Here is a 16,860-nt window from a genome sequence, read left to right as displayed (position 1 = left end):
CTATTTTATTATTTTTTATATATCATAGGAACTAGCGCTTTTTATTCTATACATAATGGAATGAAAATATTTCGCAATAACTTCATAGCAGAAAGATGGTGAAATAGATTGCAACGCTTTATTAAATGGTTAGCAGTCATTACGAGTCTTGATTTATTAATAGTTTTACTAGGAGGCGCCTTAGTTACAAAAACAGGTTCTGGCCAAGGGTGCGGTAAATCATGGCCACTTTGTAACGGTGAATTTGTTCCATCTAATTTATCAATGGAAACTATTATTGAACTAAGTCACCGCCTTACATCAGGATCAGCAGGAATTCTTGTCACTCTCCTTTGTATTTTGTCCTGGAAATATTATAAACATGTGCGCGAAACAAAAACGTTAGCAATTTTATCCTTCGTATTTTTAGTTGCGCAAGCATTAATGGGAGCGGCAGCAGTTGTTTGGGGACAAATGCCAGCTGTACTTGCTATCCATTTCGGTATTTCCTTAATTTCATTTGCTTCTGTCATTTTATTAACGTGTCTTATCTTTGAAATTGATCAGAAATTTGATGCACGTTCACTTATTATGGACAAAAAAATGAAATTTCATATTTATGGTGTAACAATTTACAGTTATATTGTCGTCTACACAGGTGCTTTAGTACGTCACGAACGAGCTAGCTTAGCCTGTCCAGACTTTCCTTTATGTAGCAAAAATAGACCTATGCCAACTCAACTACATGAATGGGTTCAAATGGGACATAGGGTTGCAGCGATGTTAATTTTCGCTTGGATACTATACGCGATGATTCTCGCTATTCGCCATTACAAGCAGCAGCCTGTCGTATACTGGGGATGGATCATTTCATTTATCCTTGTTACACTTCAAGCTATCGTAGGAATTTTAGTCGTATTTACAAATGCTAATTTAGTAATGGCATTATTACATTCACTATTCATTTCTTGCTTGTTTGCTGTACTATGCTATTTAGTTATGTTAGGTACACGAAGTAAAGTGAATGCAAAAGAAGCTGAATCAACTTCTAAACAAACAAAATAAATTTAAATTAAAATACCTTGCTGAATTGGCAAGGTATTTTTTGCAATAAAGTGAAACTTTAATCAGTGGGGGTCTTCACCCCCCACTGATTATTAGCCCGCACCAATCAGGCTTTTATGGGCAGTTGATCCCCCATCTAACTTCTTTGTTTTCGCTGAATTTTGAGGCGGGTGTCTTACTGCCCGGCGAATAGCGGGATAAAAAAAAAGAGCTGCATTTACACAGCTCTTTTTCTTTTTTAGTGATCTAATTCAATCAGTAAGTCACCCGTCTGAATTGCATCTCCATCGTTAACATATACTTTTTTCACTTTCCCATTGAACGGCGCTTGAACTGTCGTTTCCATTTTCATCGCTTCTGTAATTGCCATAGAATCGCCTTTTTTCACTTCATCGCCTTCTTTAACAACTACTTTAATAACCGTTCCTGGCATTGTTGCACTAATGTGGTTTGGGTTTTCACGGTTTCCTTTCACACGTTGTGCCACTGTTGCTTTCACACTTTCGTCTTTCACAACTATCTCACGTGGTTGACCGTTAAACTCCAAGTAAAGAACACGATTTCCATCTGGCTGAGGCTCTCCGATTGATACTAGTTTAACCATCAATGTTTTACCTTGTTCGATTTCCACATTGATTTCTTCACCAAGTCTCATACCATAGAAGAATGTCGGTGTATCAAGCACAGATACACTTCCATAAAGCTCAGCAACTTTTTCGTAATCCATAAATACTTTTGGATATAATGCATATGCAACTACATCAAAAATCGTCACTTCGCGTCCAAGCTTATGGAATAGCTCTTCTTTTAACGCGTCGAAATCTACTGGCTCTAATAATTCACCCGGTCTTACTGTTAATGGCTCTTTCCCTTTTAAAATAATTTCTTGTAACTTTTTCGGGAAACCACCATATGGCTGTCCTAAATCTCCTGAGAACATTTCAACAACAGATCCTGGGAAGTCCATAGAATGCCCACGCTCTAAAACATCTTGTTCTGTTAAGTGATTTTGAACCATAAATAATGCCATATCACCGACAACTTTAGATGATGGCGTTACTTTAACAATATCGCCAAACATGTCATTCACACGGCGGTACATTACTTTCACTTCATCGAAGCGATCTCCTAAACCAACCGCTTTCGCTTGTTGTTGTAGATTACTATACTGTCCGCCTGGCATTTCGTGCATATATACCTCTGTATGAGGTGCATTCATACCACTTTCAAACGGTGCGTAGTATTTACGTACATCTTCCCAATAATGAGATAGTTTTTCTAATGAATCTATATTAACGTCTGGCTGTCTTTCGTTTCCACCTAATGCATAGTATAGCGTGTTCGCACTTGGTTGTGACGTTTGACCAGCCATAGAACTTACTGCTACATCGACAATGTCAACACCTGCTTCAATTGCCTTTGTATACGTTAATATACCATTTCCACTCGTATCGTGTGTATGCAAGTGAATCGGAATCGATACCGTCTCTTTTAATGCAGAAACTAAATCATATGCCGCATTAGGTTTTAATAAGCCTGCCATATCTTTAATTCCTAATATATGTGCTCCTGATGCTTCTAACTCTTTTGCTAAGTTTTTATAGTAATTTAAATCATATTTACTACGTAACGGATCATGAATATCTCCTGTGTAGCACATTGTTGCTTCTGCAATTTTACCAGTATCTCGTACAGCATCAATCGCAACTCTCATACCTTCTACCCAGTTTAAGCTATCAAAAATACGGAACACATCAATTCCAGCTTGAGCAGAACATTCCACAAATTTTTGAATTAAATTATCCGGATAGTTTTTGTAACCAACTGCGTTTGAAGAACGAAGTAACATTTGGAATAAAACGTTTGGCATTTTTTCACGAAGATCTAGTAATCGTTCCCATGGATCTTCCTTTAAGAAACGATATGCAACATCAAACGTTGCACCACCCCACATTTCCGCTGAGAATAGGTTCGGTAACATTCTCGCTGTCGGCTCTGCAATTTGATGTAAATCTTTTGTACGAATACGCGTCGCCAGTAATGACTGATGCGCATCACGGAATGTTGTATCCGTTAAAAGTACACGCTTTTGATCTTGTACCCATTTTACTAATCCGTCCGCTCCACGCTCATCCAAAATTTGTTTCGTTCCATTTTGAACCGGCTCTGAGTGTAATACATTCGGTATACGAGCATCCGGGAAAATTGGTTTCTCTTTTTTCCCTACTCCTGGGAAGCCATTTACTGTTACTGACCCAATGTAATTTAACATTTTTGTTCCGCGGTCTTTACGTTTCGGGAACAGGAATAGTTCAGGTGACGCATCAATAAATGAAGTGTCATATTCTCCTGATAAGAAGTTTTTATGTTTTACTACATTCTCTAGGAATGGAATATTTGTTTTAATACCACGAATACGGAATTCTTTTAAGTTACGTTCCATTTTCGCAGCAGCTTGTTCAAAAGTAAGTGCCCATGTTGTAACTTTTACGAGTAAAGAATCATAGTACGGTGTAATAACAGCACCTTGGAAACTATTACCTGTATCAAGACGAACACCGAAACCACCGCCTGATCGGTATGCCATAATTTTCCCTGTATCCGGCATGAAATTATTTAGTGGGTCCTCAGTCGTTACACGAGATTGGATCGCAAATCCATGAACAACTACTTCCTCTTGCTTCGGAACACCTACCATTTTACTATGTAATGCATGTCCATCAGCTATTAAAATTTGCGATTGAACGATATCTACCCCTGTGATCATTTCTGTAATTGTATGTTCAACTTGAACACGCGGATTTACTTCAATAAAGTAAAACTCATCACCTTTTACAAGAAATTCTACTGTTCCTGCGTTTAAATAATTTACATTTTTCGTTAATTTCACAGCAGCATCACAAATACGCTGACGCAAATCATCTGAAAGCGACACACTAGGTGCAATTTCTACCACTTTTTGGTGACGACGTTGTACAGAACAGTCACGCTCGTATAAATGAACAACATTGCCCTCTTCATCTGCTAAAATTTGAACTTCTATATGTTTAGGTTTTTCAACGAATTTTTCAACGTATACTTCATCATTACCAAAGGCTGCTTTCGCTTCTGACTTCGCTCGATTATACGATTCTCTTAATTCTTCACTACTACGTACAATACGCATACCACGACCGCCACCGCCAAGGGAAGCTTTAATAATAATCGGGTAATCATACTTTTCAGCAAATTCTCCAACTTCTTCTACTGAATTTACCGGCCCATCACTACCAGGAATAACTGGAATTTGTGCTAGCTGCGCTTGTGTTCTTGCTTTCACTTTATCTCCAAACATATCTAAATGCTTACTCTTTGGACCAATAAAGATAATCCCTTCTTCTTCACAACGTTTTGCGAATTGAATATTTTCTGACAAGAAACCATATCCAGGGTGGATTGCATCTACATGATTACTTTTCGCAATCTCAATAATGCCCTCAATATCTAGATAAGCATCAATTGGCTTTTTCCCTTCCCCAACTAAATAGGACTCATCGGCTTTATAACGATGATAAGAACCACTATCCTCTTTAGAATAGATTGCAACTGTTTTTAATCCAAGTTCCGAACAAGCTCGAAACACACGAATTGCAATCTCTCCACGGTTAGCTACCAATACTTTTTGAATACGTTGCAGCTTTGTCATGATTTTCCCCCTCTACTTTCCTACCACTCTAGAGATAAAATATATACACACCCTAAAGAGCGTGAAGTTCTTCACTTTCTACATTATATTATACTTAGAAAGCTTCACTTTATTTTTATCCATCATACCTTATTTTTTAACAAATGATAAGTTTTCTGATCAATTTGTTTCACAAAAATAGTATAGCATACCTCTTCCTTTTCTAACAACTTAATTGTATATCACATTTAATTTAATGTGATATATTTTTTAGTGTATATACCAATTAATGTATCCTATTTAATGTTTCTTGCACATAAAAAAACACATCGCGCTCTAAAGTGCAATGTGTTTTTTATTTTACTACAACAAGACGCGGTCCATCTTGCTCTCTTTCTTTCATTATCTCATTTTGTTGTTTCTCTTGTCGTTTTACATGACTAGCAACATTTAATAATATACCCATCGCAATTAGATTAGCCAATAAAGAACTACCACCATAACTAATAAACGGTAAAGGTACTCCTGTAAGTGGTATTAATCCAGACATACCACCAACATTAACAAAAGTTTGTATCCCAATTAAACTTGCAATTCCGATTGCAATTAAACTTCCAAATGGATCTTTACATTTTTGCGCTACTCTAAACGAACGAATGATAATAAGTAGTAAACAGATTAAAATGATAGCTACACCTATAAAACCTAGTTCTTCAGATATAATCGCCATAATAAAATCCGTTTGCGGCTCTGGTAAGTAGCCATACTTTTGTATACTATTTCCCAATCCTCTACCATTTAACCCACCTGAAGCTATTCCAATAAAGGAATTAACTAATTGAAATCCATCATTTTGAGGATCACTAAATGGATCAAGAAAAACTGAAAATCGAGCTTTTTGGTATTTACTTAATTTATAGTCCCCAATAAAATACAACGCCGGTATCCACACGACAGATGTTAATAAAAATCTTTTTATCCACAAGTTAACATTAACTCCTGAACAGAAGAACATAATTAACACTGTTCCACCTATTAATATGTCAGTTCCTAAGTCATTTTGTAATAAAATTAACACCATCGATCCACCGACAACAAATAAGGGAGGTATTATCCCTTGGAAAAAAGGGGTTTGCCTCTCTTGTTTCTTAGCAAAAAAACTTGCTAACGTAATAATAACTGCTATTTTTACAAACTCAGCTGGTTGTATACCTAGTATCCATCCTTTTGCACCATTGATTACCTTACCGAAAAGGAAAGCTGCTGTTAGTAATCCAATACTCCCTAACCCCATCGCTGCAAGAACTATTTTTTTCCTCCACAATTTGTAAGGGATTATAACGGCAATCACAAGTATTACGGTTCCAATAGCAAGAGCAACTAATTGTTTTTTAAAAAAGTGATCTGCTGGCCAGTTATATTTCGACGAAATCGCGACAATAGAACTAGAACTATATACCATTATAACTCCCAACACACATAAGATAACAAGAGGAAGTAATAATGAATAATCCATTGATTTCCATACTCTTTTCATTTCATTTCCTCTTTCTGTTTCAATTTAATTATTGTTGTATTCCATATGTACATTGATTCTTCCTGCTTTATTATACAAATAAAAAGCCCAAACTATTTCAGTTTGAGCCCCCCTATTTGAACCCGTTATTGTTGTTTGTTCGTAAATGCTTCATGAAGTGCAGATAACTCACGTTCAAGCTCTCCTAACATTGCTTTCCCTTGTTCTTCTGCAATAAGACCAAGGCGAACTGCAAAATCGACCTCGCGGGATAGTCCAAACATTTGTGTGTCTAACACTTCTTCATATAATGGACATTGCGGCATTGTAAGATTGTCCATTTGCACCTTAATAAGTCTTAAAATCTTCTCCGCATCCGCTTGTAGAAGGGCTAGTGCCTTTTCCTGATGATTTGATACTGTCTCAGACGCCAAATTGATTCCCTCCGTTTCCGTCCTACTCTCTCCTATCTATTAATATTAGCGATAGTTTTAGTAAATTGCAATAGAAACATTTTTTGTGACAACCGTGTCTAATGCTATTATACTGAAAAGTGGGAGTATAACACAAATGGGGGAACAACAATGAGCGAAATTTTATTTATTAATGGAAAAGTTCGTTTTCCAATCACTATCGATCCAACTGTTTGGATCTTTGATGATCGAAAAGTAGATTTGACAACTTACTTTGATGAAACAAGAGAAAACACTTCAGAACTAGAAGCTTATTTAAAAAACACTTCAGAGCATTGGGATCGCGAAATCCGTGATGGTGCTGCGTTTCCACCGATACAACAAAGTGTAAAGAAATATAAAAAAGAACAACTAATTACTGGAACGTTCGGTATACCATTTCATCCATTTCTTGCTAATGCCGAAATTTCAGAGGACGCTACGCAAGTCGAAATTGAAACAGTAGATCAAACAATAATACTTCCATTAGAAACTGTAGAAAATGCTATTCTTGGTTTTTCAAAAAAAGGAAAGCCATTAAAAGAGGATGGACCTGTTCATCTATATTACAATGATGGATCTAATAGACAAAATCCAATCCGTAACATCCGTAAATTTACAATTATTTAAAGTGTATACTTGGAAGAAAAAGGAGTGAGCCTCAGCTCACTCCTTTTATAATAAATCCGCTGCAAGTTGAGCTAAATTAGACCGCTCCCCTTTAACAAACTTTACATGACCACTAATACGTTGCTCTTTAAACTTCTCTACAACATATGTTAAACCATTATTATATTCATCCAAATACGGGTGATCAATTTGCTGAGGATCCCCCATTAATACAATTTTACTTTTTTCTCCTACCCTTGTTAATATCGTTTTCACTTCATGCTTCGTTAAATTTTGTGCTTCATCAATTATAATGAACTGATCTGGAATACTTCTCCCACGTATATAGGTAAGGGCCTCTACTTCAATCGAACCCATTCCAGCTAAAATAGCATCTAACTCTCCTGGCTTTTTCGTATTAAATAAGTACTCTAGATTATCAAAAATCGGTTGCATCCATGGTCTTAACTTTTCTTCTTTTTCTCCTGGTAAATAACCGATATCTTTTCCGACTGGAACAATTGGCCTTGCAACGAGTAGTTTTTTATATAGTCCTAAATCTTCCGTTTGCATGAGTCCTGAAGCCAACGCGAGTAATGTTTTTCCTGTACCAGCTTTCCCCGTTAACGTTACTAGCGGAATATCTTCACGAAGCAACAATTCTAACCCCATAATTTGCTGCACATTTCGTGGTCGTATCCCCCATACTTGTTCATTGTGAAAAATAAGTTTCTTTACCTTCTTACCTAAATGATCCACAATGCCAAGTGCTGAACTAGATCCCCCTAATGCATCTTTCATTACTACAAACTGATTTGGATAAAAAGGGTGATTTGCAATTTCGGATAAAGGCAATTCACCTTTTTCATAAAAATAATCTAATTGCTCTTTTGATATATACCCTTCTAAAAATCCTGAATATATATTATCTACTTCAATTACACGATCACTTAAATAATCTTCCGCCTTCAAACCAATTGCATCAGCTTTTACCCTTACGAGCACGTCTTTACTTACTAAAATAACAGACTTCCCGTCCTCTTTTTCTTGTTCTTCTAAAGATAGATTTTTTGCTACAGCTAAAATTCGATTATCATTTGTTTTTTCTACAAAAATATCTTGTAGTTGAACAAATGAACGATGATTTAATTCAATACGAAATGTACCGCCGTTTTCTAACGGAATACTTTCATGCAGCTTTCCTATTTCACGAAATTTGTCTATTAACTTAGATACATAACGAGCGTTTCGTCCTACTTCATCCATATAACGTTTTTTCGAATCAACCTCTTCTAATACAACTGCTGGAATCACTACTTCATTTGTTTCAAATGAAAAAATAGATAAAGGATCCTGCAAAAGTACATTCGTATCTAACACATAAATTTTATCCAACCTGTTACCCCCTGACTCCACTTTTAAATTTGTAGAACAAGGGTTTCATCCATAAAATATGGACGAACCATTGTTATAATTATATGTACCGTATAAACGAGGTAGAATCGAAATTCATAACCATGAAACCTTTTATTTATTTTTTATTCATTTCTATTCAATATATTACTTTTAATTATAATTATTAACATAAAATCACAATAACTGATTACAAAAGTTAATAACTTATTTTCTTATTTATCACATTTATAACTCTTTTATTCCTACTAACACTTGGTTATCCAGCTTTTTCGCTGCGCGAATATCATATGTTTTTTCATAGGTTGGCTCAGTTGCAAGCTTCGCTCCATAAAACATAACATCACGTACTTCTTGTACATTTACTTCTATTACAGTTAATTTTAGAGGAATGCCTTCCATTCTATCAGTCAAAATTTCACCTGCACCACTTATGGAAAATACGGATTCATTCGCCATTATAGTCAATACTAGCCCAGTACTATGCCGTATATTTTCCACAATACGTGAACGTTGATCTACTGCAAATCGAATACTAGTTTTACTCACTGCATACACCCAAGAAATAGCACTTACGTTAGGAACTTGTTTTTCGAAGTCTGTTGTTGCTACCATAACAATACATTCTTTACGTAACGTTTGTACTAAATCATCTGTTAATGTAGGATCTACTACATTCGCCATATTTCCACCTCCAAATATACTTACTATATCCTTATCATAACTTATTTTTCGAATTGCGAAAATATTATTTTTTCCCGCTATTATTCAAAAATATTACACTTCCATGATATACTTATACTGATAGAATTCGTATTGAGGTGACGAAATGAGAGTCAAGTGTATGATTTGTGATAAAAAAGATATGTTAGATGATGAAAATCCTATGGCAAAAAAACTACGTAACCGCCCTATTCATACATATATGTGCATGGAATGTTCGGAACGAATTGCAGAACGTACGATGGAACGTCATGCAAGTGGTAATTTCCGATTATACCGTGATAAAAAAGTCGAAGACGATTGGTAAAATGTAAATAAGTCCTTAATCATATAGATAAGGACTTATTTATATTTTTCAGGTTCACGATTCATTTGATCCAAAAAACAATCAATAGCTTCTAACGGAAACCTTGCAGATTTTCTTTCTCCATTCATTTCATATGTAATCAAATACATTTCTTCATTCTTTTTAACTTCCACATTCTTTAATTTATGTTCTTCATATATCATATTTTCAAATAACAAATACGTTTCTTGTGCAGCACGATCATCTGGACGTGCTTCGGCAACTGTTTTAATTGTTAACCAATTATATAACGCATCTTGTACTGAACGCATAAAAATTTGCCCCCTCACCCTGCTTTTTGTTGTCTCGCTTGACGTAAACGCAACCTATAAATCCCAAGTACAATTGCCGCTACAACAAGGCCCTCTCCAACAGGTAAAAAAACTGCAAAGAAAGTTAAAACTGTACATCCAATCGCTAACGATATATATATCACTATATTTTTTATTATTGATAGTTTTCTTGCAAAACCTAAATTATACACAAGTGCACTTAATATAATAATGATGCCATACAGCAACCACATCCCTAGTTCCGGATTTTCATCAACTTTACATAATTTCGCAAAAAACGACATTCTTTCTAACATCATTCATCCCCCTTTCTCACAAGAAACAAATTTTATTTATGTACTTAATACAAGAGTAACCCGCAAAAAAAATACTGTCCACAAAAAAGAGTAAATATTCCAAAAATAAATACAATAAAAAACAGCCACCCCTCAAAGGTAGCTGTTCTATTATTTTACGCTTCTACAGATTTCTTTTTCTTAGCAGCTCTTTCGCGCTCGCTCTTATCAAGAATCTTTTTACGTAGACGAATTGATTCTGGAGTTACTTCACAGAACTCGTCATCGTTTAAGTACTCTAATGACTCTTCTAAAGTCATTAAGCGTGGTTTTTTCATTGTTGAAGTTTGATCTTTCGTCGCAGAACGAATATTAGTTTGTTGTTTCATTTTTACAACGTTAACTGTTAAGTCATTCTCACGAGTATGTTCTCCAACAATCATACCAGCATATACTTCTGTACCTGGTTCAACGAAGATTACACCACGGTCTTCAACTTGCATAATACCGTATTGTGATGCTTTTCCTGTTTCAAGTGAAACTAGAACACCTTGGCGACGTCCACCAACTTGTCCAGCGTGTACTGGTTGGTAGCAATCGAATGTATGGTTTAAAATACCGTAACCACGAGTTAATGTTAAGAATTCTGTTGTGTAACCAATTAAACCACGTGCTGGAACCATGAAAGTAAGGCGAACTTGACCGTTTCCGTTATTCACCATATCTAACATTTCACCTTTACGTGCACCCATAGATTCCATAATAGAACCAGTGTATTCTTCAGGTACATCGATTTGCACGCGCTCTACAGGCTCACATCTTACGCCATCAACTTCTTTAATAATTACTTCAGGCTTAGATACTTGTAGTTCATAACCTTCACGACGCATGTTTTCAATTAGGATAGATAAATGTAATTCCCCGCGTCCAGATACGATCCACGCATCAGGAGAATCTGTATTATCTACACGTAAACTTACATCTGTTTCTAATTGTGAACGAAGACGCTCTTCAATTTTACGAGATGTAATGAATTTACCTTCACGACCTGCAAATGGGCTGTTATTTACAAGGAATGTCATTTGTAGTGTTGGCTCATCAATACGTAATAATGGTAAAGCCTCTTCATGCTCAACCGGACATACCGTTTCACCTACGTTAATGTCTTCCATACCCGAAACAGCTACTAAATCTCCAGCTTTTGCTTCTTCAATTTCTTGACGTTTTAATCCAATGTAACCAAATAATTTCGTTACACGGAATTGTTTTACAGTTCCATCAACTTTCATTAATGCAACTTGTTGTCCTACTTTCATTGTACCACGGAATACGCGTCCAACCCCGATACGACCAACATAGTCATTGTAATCAAGAAGTGCTACTTGGAATTGAAGTGGCTCTTCGCTGTTATCAACTGGTGCTGGAATATGTTCAATAATTGTGTCAAACAATGATTTCATATTCTCTTCTTGATTTGCTGGATTTGAATCTAAGCTTGCTGTTCCGTTCATTGCTGATGCAAATACAACTGGGAACTCTAATTGATCTTCGTTTGCACCAAGTTCGATGAATAAGTCAACTACTTCATCAACTACTTCATCAGGGCGAGCGAAGTCACGGTCAATTTTGTTTACAACAACGATTGGAGTTAAGTTTTGCTCAAGAGCTTTCTTTAAAACAAATCGTGTTTGTGGCATACAACCTTCATATGCATCAACAACAAGTAGAACACCATCAACCATTTTCATGATACGTTCTACTTCTCCACCGAAGTCAGCGTGACCAGGTGTATCTAAAATGTTAATTCTTTTATCTTCATAGTGAATCGCAGTATTCTTCGCTAAAATTGTAATACCACGTTCTCTTTCTAGATCGTTTGAGTCCATTGCGCGTTCTTCAATATGTTCATTCGCACGGAACGTCCCCGCTTGACGTAATAACTGGTCAACAAGTGTTGTTTTACCATGGTCAACGTGGGCAATAATTGCTATATTTCGTAAATCTTGTCGTTTTTTCAACATGTCCAACTCCTAATGTCTTTTTAATCCTTCTCTATTATAAGAGCGAAGGGGATACAATGGCAATCAAAATAAAATCAAGAATGAAAATATAGTTGTATTCTTACTTTTGTGAAAGTAAAATGAGATTGGAGGGTGAAGAAATGGAACACATTCAATATCGCTTTTTATTAACTGCAATTATCGGTGTTATTTTCTTAATCGGTATCGGCATTATGGTTGCTGAAAATAGTCCCATCGGTATTATTATTTGCATTATCGGCACATTTGTTACAGTTGGATACGGTTTTGTAACAAAAAGAAAAATGCGTAAATCGAAATAACGTCAAAAAGTAAGAAGCGCTTATACAGCCTCTTACTTTTTTTGTTACTCCGCTATAAATCGTAACAACTCTTCATACACTCCTGGTTTTGCAACTAATACGCTGCTCTTCTCTACGATAGAAAGCGGGGATCCAGAAAAAGTTGTCACCTTGCCTCCAACTTCCTCTACAATTATCTGTCCCCCACCAAAATCCCATGGCGATAATCTCGGCGTTACATATGCATCTATTCTTCCTGTTGCAACGTATACCATCTCTAACGCTGCACAGCCATATGATCTCGTGCCTCTTGCTTTCTTAACCAGTGCCATCATACTTTCCTTATTAAGCATTGGATTGTCAGTAAGCCATATCGCATTTAAAGCTACAATACCTTGCTCTACAGTTCCTTTTTCCAATAAAGGTATTGGTACTTCATTACAAAATGCTCCAGCTCCCTTTACCGAATGGTATAATTCATCATGAACTGGATCATAAATGAGTCCAACCTTTCCGATACCGTTCTCATAAATTCCAATTGAAATTGCGAAATTTCTTTTTTGATGAACAAAGTTCATCGTGCCATCAATTGGATCAATTAACCAAACAACCCCATCAGAAGAAGTTACCTCATCTCCATAACCTTCTTCTCCTAAAATATTATGGTTCGGGAATGTTTCTTTAATTTTCCCAATTAAAAACTGTTCTATTTCTCGGTCCATATTTGTTACTAAATCAGCTGCATTGGATTTCGTTTCTATAATAAGTGCTTTTTCCATTGATGCCATTAAAAACTCTCCTGCATCTCGAATCCACTGTTTGGCGTGTGCATCGATGTCTTTCCATACTTCTTGCATGTTTAAACACTCCGATCTATACTGTTCACAGAAAAAACGAACCCTTTATAAGGTTCGCACCAACTAATTTTTTATACATATACTATTATTACGCTTCTAAACGAATCATTTCAAGTCTTAACACTTCTAACTTTTGGACACACTCTTCTTTTTTCAGTTTATCATTTTCCATCATCGCATCATATAAAGTTGCTAATTCATAATCTAGCTCCAAACGTAGCACCGGTATTCTCTTTTCAGCATCTGTTCTCTTTAACGCATTAATTACCTGTCTCATATTATTTGCCTCCTCCCAATATTCGTCTGCCCTCGGACTAGAATTGATTCAATTTTCTGATTTTTTGTTTTATACTATACTATGTTGGATAAATCATCTATGCAACAAAATTATATTTTTTTATTTAAATTTTTTTGTGCTGTTTTTTTTATGAATAGTACAAGCTATGCTAAAATAAAAGCAAAATAGGAGTTGGAGGAACAATCATGACACTACAAACATTCAAGTCAACTGATTTTGAGGTCTTTACAGTTGATGGTCTCGAAGAACGAATGAGTGCAATTAAAACGAACATTCATCCTAAGCTTGAAGCTTTAGGGGAACAGTTTGCAACGTATTTATCCAAACAAACTGATGAGAACTTTTTTTATCATGTAGCAAAACATGCACGCCGCAAAGTCAATCCACCAAACGATACTTGGGTTGCTTTTTCAACAAATAAACGCGGTTATAAAATGCTGCCACATTTCCAAATTGGATTATGGGGTACTCATGCCTTCATATACTTTGGTTTAATCTATGAGTGTCCACAAAAAGTGGAGACGGCTCACGCCTTCTTAGAACATTTAAATGATTTAAAAACAAATATTCCAAATGACTTCGTTTGGTCCATTGACCATACTAAACCAAGTGTAAAATTACATAAAACACTTGAAACAGAAGACTTACAAAAGATGATTGAACGTCTAGCTACTGTGAAAAAAGCAGAATTATTAGTTGGTATTCATATATCACCAGAGGAGTTTTCAGCAATGACCAACGAACAATTCCTTGCTAAGATTGAATCTACGATGCAATCACTCCTTCCTTTATATGCACTTTGTAATCGATAGTAGAAAACGGACAATTTATATTGTCCGTTTTTAGTTGTTATCACATTATATCACTTCAGTTTTCATTTTTCAAAATTTTTTTACATTTTCACAAGCTTTTGTTCTTCAGTTTCTTTCGCCCTTTGAATCGCACGGTATATAGAATATCCACTTACTTCTTGAAACTCTTTATCAATTTTCTTCTCTTCTGCTTTAGATGGAACAATCTCTTTAAAACGACGATATAATCCCATTAATTCTTCTCTTATAATTCCTTTTTCATATGCTTTCTCAATTGCTTCATAAAACTTCACAATTACAACCATTTCCTCATTTGACCAATTATAATCTAACGGATATTGATATTCCATTTCGCACCTCATTTATCATTTCTTCTTATTTCAATATGCTATCTTAAAGGGATTTTTTTCTTCTTCACTATAGCCACTTTGCATTATACACTATTTATTCATTGTGATGGAATTGTCTTCCTCTATAAGTTAATTGGAAATAACTATTTAACATACTCACTGTAAAAATATTTTTTCTATACATCTATAATTATTGGTGATATAATGCTTTTGTTTTATAGAAAATAAAGTGAACCTACCATCTCAAAAATGCTTTTGTGATTGGCAGAAAAACAAGTCTCATTCTAAAAAGCACTTAACTTTTTTAGAACAAGATTATATAAAACAAACTCTAATAAATATTATGAAAAAGAAGGGGTGTATAGATTGTCCCAATACGAAACACCATTGTTTACCGCTTTAGTTGAGCACAGTAAGCGAAATCCAATTCAATTCCATATTCCTGGTCACAAAAAAGGACAGGGCATGGATCCTACATTTCGCGAATTTATTGGGCATAATGCATTAGCAATTGATTTAATTAATATTGCGCCGCTCGATGATTTACATCATCCAAAAGGTATGATTAAAGAAGCACAAGATTTAGCAGCCGCTGCATTTGGTGCAGATCATACTTTCTTTTCTATTCAAGGTACAAGTGGTGCAATAATGACAATGGTGATGAGCGTGTGCGGTCCTGGTGACAAAATCCTAGTGCCACGAAACGTGCATAAATCAGTAATGTCAGCTATTATTTTCTCAGGTGCAAAACCGATTTTCATGCATCCTGAAATCGATCCAAAACTTGGTATTTCACACGGAATCACAATTCAATCTGTCAAAAAGGCACTTGAAGAGCATTCAGATGCGAAAGGCTTACTTGTTATTAATCCAACATACTTTGGCTTTGCTGCGGACTTAGAACAGATTGTCCAATTAGCCCATTCTTATGATATCCCTGTACTAGTTGATGAGGCTCATGGTGTTCATATTCATTTTCACGATGAATTGCCGATGTCAGCGATGCAAGCCGGTGCAGATATGGCAGCAACAAGTGTTCACAAATTAGGAGGATCTTTAACGCAAAGTTCTATTCTTAACGTGAAGGAAGGCCTTGTGAACGTTAAACATGTTCAATCTATTATTAGCATGCTTACGACTACATCAACTTCTTACATCTTGTTAGCATCCCTAGATGTTGCTAGAAAACGTCTTGCTACAGAAGGAACAGCACTCATAGAACAAACAATTCAATTAGCGGAACAAGTTCGTGATGCTATTAATGCTGTTGAGGATCTTTACTGTCCTGGGAAAGAAATGCTAGGTACAGATGCTACTTTTAACTACGATCCTACAAAGATAATTGTATCTGTAAAAGATTTAGGTATTACAGGCCATCAGGCTGAAGTATGGCTTAGAGAGCAATATAACATTGAAGTAGAACTCTCGGATTTATACAACATACTATGTCTTGTCACTTTTGGGGATACAGAAAGTGAGACAAATACGCTTATTGCAGCATTACAAGATTTAGCAGCAACATTTAGAAATAAAGCCGATAAAGGTGTTCAAATACAAGTAGAAATTCCAGAAATTCCAGTGCTAGCACTTTCTCCTCGAGATGCTTTTTATTCGGAAACAGAAGTCATTCCGTTTGAAAATGCAGCAGGTCGTATTATAGCTGATTTCGTTATGGTTTATCCGCCAGGGATTCCAATCTTTACTCCGGGGGAAATTATTACACAAGATAACTTAGAGTATATTCGTAAAAACTTAGAAGCGGGTTTACCTGTACAAGGTCCTGAAGATATGACATTACAAACATTACGTGTGATTAAAGAGTACAAGCCTATCAGTTGATAGGCTTTTCTTTCACCTTTTTTCTCTTTTCCCATACGATATTAAGTAA

At 35.7% G+C, this 16,860-nt stretch carries 17 protein-coding genes; 6 read left to right on the top strand and 11 right to left on the bottom strand.

Annotation, left to right across the window (positions count from 1 at the left end; all coding sequences use genetic code 11):
* Positions 1–108 precede the first annotated feature (108 nt).
* Positions 109–1,044, top strand: coding sequence for a heme A synthase (gene ctaA, locus DM800_RS14655; protein WP_001188735.1), 936 nt, complete (start codon positions 109–111; stop codon positions 1,042–1,044).
* A 238-nt stretch (positions 1,045–1,282) separates the two neighbouring features.
* On the opposite strand, the gene pyc is transcribed toward ctaA, so the two are convergent.
* The 3 genes from pyc to DM800_RS14635 all read right to left on the bottom strand — a co-directional run bounded on the left by pyc (position 1,283) and on the right by DM800_RS14635 (position 6,658).
* On the bottom strand, positions 1,283–4,729 hold the full coding sequence (gene pyc / locus DM800_RS14650; protein ID WP_048546114.1) for a pyruvate carboxylase: 3,447 nt from the start codon (positions 4,727–4,729) through the stop codon (positions 1,283–1,285).
* 334 nt (positions 4,730–5,063) lie between these two features.
* Entirely contained in the window at positions 5,064–6,245 is a 1,182-nt protein-coding gene (gene ftsW / locus DM800_RS14640) for a putative lipid II flippase FtsW (RefSeq protein WP_147787103.1), read from the bottom strand.
* A gap of 125 nt (positions 6,246–6,370) precedes the next feature.
* On the bottom strand, positions 6,371–6,658 hold the full coding sequence (locus tag DM800_RS14635) for an Fpa/YlaN family protein (protein WP_000135698.1): 288 nt from the start codon (positions 6,656–6,658) through the stop codon (positions 6,371–6,373).
* A gap of 150 nt (positions 6,659–6,808) precedes the next feature.
* Between DM800_RS14635 and DM800_RS14630 the strand changes: the two genes are divergently transcribed.
* A complete protein-coding gene (locus DM800_RS14630) occupies positions 6,809–7,306 on the top strand; it encodes a molybdopterin-binding protein (RefSeq protein WP_001289801.1) in 498 nt (165 codons plus the stop codon).
* A 45-nt stretch (positions 7,307–7,351) separates the two neighbouring features.
* Here DM800_RS14630 and DM800_RS14625 read toward each other — a convergent pair whose 3' ends face one another.
* Both DM800_RS14625 and DM800_RS14620 read right to left on the bottom strand, forming a co-directional pair.
* Entirely contained in the window at positions 7,352–8,680 is a 1,329-nt protein-coding gene (locus DM800_RS14625) for a PhoH family protein (protein ID WP_000358079.1), read from the bottom strand.
* 246 nt (positions 8,681–8,926) lie between these two features.
* Complete coding sequence (locus DM800_RS14620; RefSeq protein WP_000024571.1) at positions 8,927–9,382, bottom strand: PNPOx family protein; 456 nt, start codon at positions 9,380–9,382, stop codon at positions 8,927–8,929.
* A gap of 145 nt (positions 9,383–9,527) precedes the next feature.
* On the opposite strand from DM800_RS14620, the gene DM800_RS14615 reads away from it, so the two are divergent.
* Positions 9,528–9,728: a YlaI family protein gene (locus DM800_RS14615; protein ID WP_001995040.1), complete on the top strand. Its 201-nt coding sequence runs from the start codon at positions 9,528–9,530 to the stop codon at positions 9,726–9,728.
* 35 nt (positions 9,729–9,763) lie between these two features.
* Here DM800_RS14615 and DM800_RS14610 read toward each other — a convergent pair whose 3' ends face one another.
* From DM800_RS14610 to typA, 3 genes are all read right to left on the bottom strand, one after another.
* A complete protein-coding gene (locus DM800_RS14610; protein WP_046956451.1) occupies positions 9,764–10,039 on the bottom strand; it encodes a hypothetical protein in 276 nt (91 codons plus the stop codon).
* Between the two features lie 14 nt (positions 10,040–10,053).
* Positions 10,054–10,356, bottom strand: coding sequence for a YlaH-like family protein (locus DM800_RS14605; RefSeq protein WP_000893656.1), 303 nt, complete (start codon positions 10,354–10,356; stop codon positions 10,054–10,056).
* Between the two features lie 155 nt (positions 10,357–10,511).
* Positions 10,512–12,356 (bottom strand): translational GTPase TypA, encoded by a 1,845-nt coding sequence (gene typA, locus DM800_RS14600; protein WP_000914755.1) that lies wholly within the window; start codon positions 12,354–12,356, stop codon positions 10,512–10,514.
* A gap of 140 nt (positions 12,357–12,496) precedes the next feature.
* Between typA and DM800_RS14595 the strand changes: the two genes are divergently transcribed.
* Positions 12,497–12,676: a DUF5325 family protein gene (locus tag DM800_RS14595; protein ID WP_000400128.1), complete on the top strand. Its 180-nt coding sequence runs from the start codon at positions 12,497–12,499 to the stop codon at positions 12,674–12,676.
* Between the two features lie 44 nt (positions 12,677–12,720).
* Here DM800_RS14595 and DM800_RS14590 read toward each other — a convergent pair whose 3' ends face one another.
* On the bottom strand, positions 12,721–13,512 hold the full coding sequence (locus DM800_RS14590) for an inositol monophosphatase family protein (protein ID WP_087985084.1): 792 nt from the start codon (positions 13,510–13,512) through the stop codon (positions 12,721–12,723).
* Between the two features lie 88 nt (positions 13,513–13,600).
* Positions 13,601–13,789 carry a hypothetical protein gene (locus DM800_RS14585; RefSeq protein ID WP_001250166.1) on the bottom strand — a complete coding sequence of 63 codons (189 nt, stop codon included), beginning with the start codon at positions 13,787–13,789 and terminating at the stop codon, positions 13,601–13,603.
* A 206-nt stretch (positions 13,790–13,995) separates the two neighbouring features.
* Here DM800_RS14585 and DM800_RS14580 point away from each other — a divergent pair, with 206 nt between their 5' ends.
* Positions 13,996–14,622 carry a YktB family protein gene (locus DM800_RS14580; RefSeq protein WP_000175087.1) on the top strand — a complete coding sequence of 209 codons (627 nt, stop codon included), beginning with the start codon at positions 13,996–13,998 and terminating at the stop codon, positions 14,620–14,622.
* Positions 14,623–14,702: 80 nt separating this feature from the next.
* On the opposite strand, the gene DM800_RS14575 is transcribed toward DM800_RS14580, so the two are convergent.
* Complete coding sequence (locus tag DM800_RS14575; RefSeq protein WP_000456567.1) at positions 14,703–14,972, bottom strand: UPF0223 family protein; 270 nt, start codon at positions 14,970–14,972, stop codon at positions 14,703–14,705.
* A gap of 366 nt (positions 14,973–15,338) precedes the next feature.
* On the opposite strand from DM800_RS14575, the gene speA reads away from it, so the two are divergent.
* A complete protein-coding gene (speA, locus tag DM800_RS14570; RefSeq protein ID WP_000084901.1) occupies positions 15,339–16,811 on the top strand; it encodes an arginine decarboxylase in 1,473 nt (490 codons plus the stop codon).
* Positions 16,812–16,860 lie beyond the last annotated feature (49 nt).

The sequence above is a fragment of the Bacillus sp. AY18-3 genome (assembly GCF_008042305.1).
Taxonomy (GTDB): domain Bacteria; phylum Bacillota; class Bacilli; order Bacillales; family Bacillaceae_G; genus Bacillus_A; species Bacillus_A wiedmannii.
Note: the sequence above shows the minus strand (reverse complement) of the source record. Positions and strands in the feature narration are given on the sequence as shown.

Coding starts and splice junctions, on each gene's coding strand:
- DM800_RS14580 (WP_000175087.1), top strand. CDS start 13,996: ATGACACTACAAACATTCAAGTCAACTGATTTTGAGGTCTTTACAGTT.
- pyc (WP_048546114.1), bottom strand. CDS start 4,729: ATGACAAAGCTGCAACGTATTCAAAAAGTATTGGTAGCTAACCGTGGA.
- typA (WP_000914755.1), bottom strand. CDS start 12,356: ATGTTGAAAAAACGACAAGATTTACGAAATATAGCAATTATTGCCCAC.
- DM800_RS14595 (WP_000400128.1), top strand. CDS start 12,497: ATGGAACACATTCAATATCGCTTTTTATTAACTGCAATTATCGGTGTT.
- DM800_RS14585 (WP_001250166.1), bottom strand. CDS start 13,789: ATGAGACAGGTAATTAATGCGTTAAAGAGAACAGATGCTGAAAAGAGA.
- DM800_RS14575 (WP_000456567.1), bottom strand. CDS start 14,972: ATGGAATATCAATATCCGTTAGATTATAATTGGTCAAATGAGGAAATG.
- DM800_RS14620 (WP_000024571.1), bottom strand. CDS start 9,382: ATGGCGAATGTAGTAGATCCTACATTAACAGATGATTTAGTACAAACG.
- DM800_RS14610 (WP_046956451.1), bottom strand. CDS start 10,039: ATGCGTTCAGTACAAGATGCGTTATATAATTGGTTAACAATTAAAACA.
- DM800_RS14590 (WP_087985084.1), bottom strand. CDS start 13,512: ATGCAAGAAGTATGGAAAGACATCGATGCACACGCCAAACAGTGGATT.
- DM800_RS14630 (WP_001289801.1), top strand. CDS start 6,809: ATGAGCGAAATTTTATTTATTAATGGAAAAGTTCGTTTTCCAATCACT.
- DM800_RS14615 (WP_001995040.1), top strand. CDS start 9,528: ATGAGAGTCAAGTGTATGATTTGTGATAAAAAAGATATGTTAGATGAT.
- ftsW (WP_147787103.1), bottom strand. CDS start 6,245: ATGAAAAGAGTATGGAAATCAATGGATTATTCATTATTACTTCCTCTT.
- DM800_RS14605 (WP_000893656.1), bottom strand. CDS start 10,356: ATGTTAGAAAGAATGTCGTTTTTTGCGAAATTATGTAAAGTTGATGAA.